At 63.5% G+C, this 712-nt stretch carries 1 protein-coding gene and 1 pseudogene; one reads left to right on the forward strand and one right to left on the reverse strand.

The genetic code is table 11. The features are described 5' to 3' along the window. Positions 1-605: AMP-binding protein (locus ACZI8Q_RS20675; protein WP_463375450.1), on the reverse strand; the 605-nt coding region annotated here is incomplete at its 3' end. Here ACZI8Q_RS20675 and ACZI8Q_RS20680 point away from each other — a divergent pair. After that, a pseudogene (locus tag ACZI8Q_RS20680) lies at positions 505-712 on the forward strand (hypothetical protein); the annotation flags it as partial. The gene ACZI8Q_RS20675 and the pseudogene ACZI8Q_RS20680 sit on opposite strands and share 101 nt — an antisense overlap.

Genomic DNA, 712 nt, shown 5'->3' on the forward strand with positions numbered 1-712 from the left:
CACGCCACGAACCCAGCCGCCGTCACACCCGGCATCCGGTGATAACCACGAGCAAGCCCACCCCCGACCACATACAACTCCCCCACCACACCCACCGGAACCGGACACAACCACCGATCCAGAAGCAGTACGTCGACACCCATGGTCGGTCCACCGATGTCGATCGGTTCGCCCGGATCCAGCGGGTCGCTCACCGTCGACTGGATCGTTGCCTCGGTGGGACCGTATGCGTTCAACATGCGTCGACCCGGCGCCCACTTCTCGACCGTTTCGGCTCGCAATGGTTCTCCCGCCACGACGAGCAGTTGCACGGCCTGCAGTCGAGCCGGATCGAGGGTGCCGAGAACGGTGGGGGTGACGAAAGCATGAGTGACGTGGTTGTCGGCGAGAAAGCTCGTCAGCGCCTCACCGGCGTAGACGTCCGGTGGTGCGATCACCAGCGTTGCGCCCACCCCGAAGGCCATGAGCATCTCGAAGATCGAAGCATCGAAGGTGGGGGACGTTATGTGGGACACAACGGAATCCGAAGTCGTTGCGCATCGGCGGGCTTCGTCGGCGACCAGGTTCGCCAACCCCGCATGCGTAACCACCACACCCTTCGGCACCCCCGTCGACCCCGACGTATACATCACATACGCAGCACACCCAACCCCCGCACCACCACCCACCACACCACCAAAACCCGACAACACCACAGGATCCGACAACACCA

The sequence above is a fragment of the Rhodococcus quanlei genome (genome assembly GCF_055231015.1).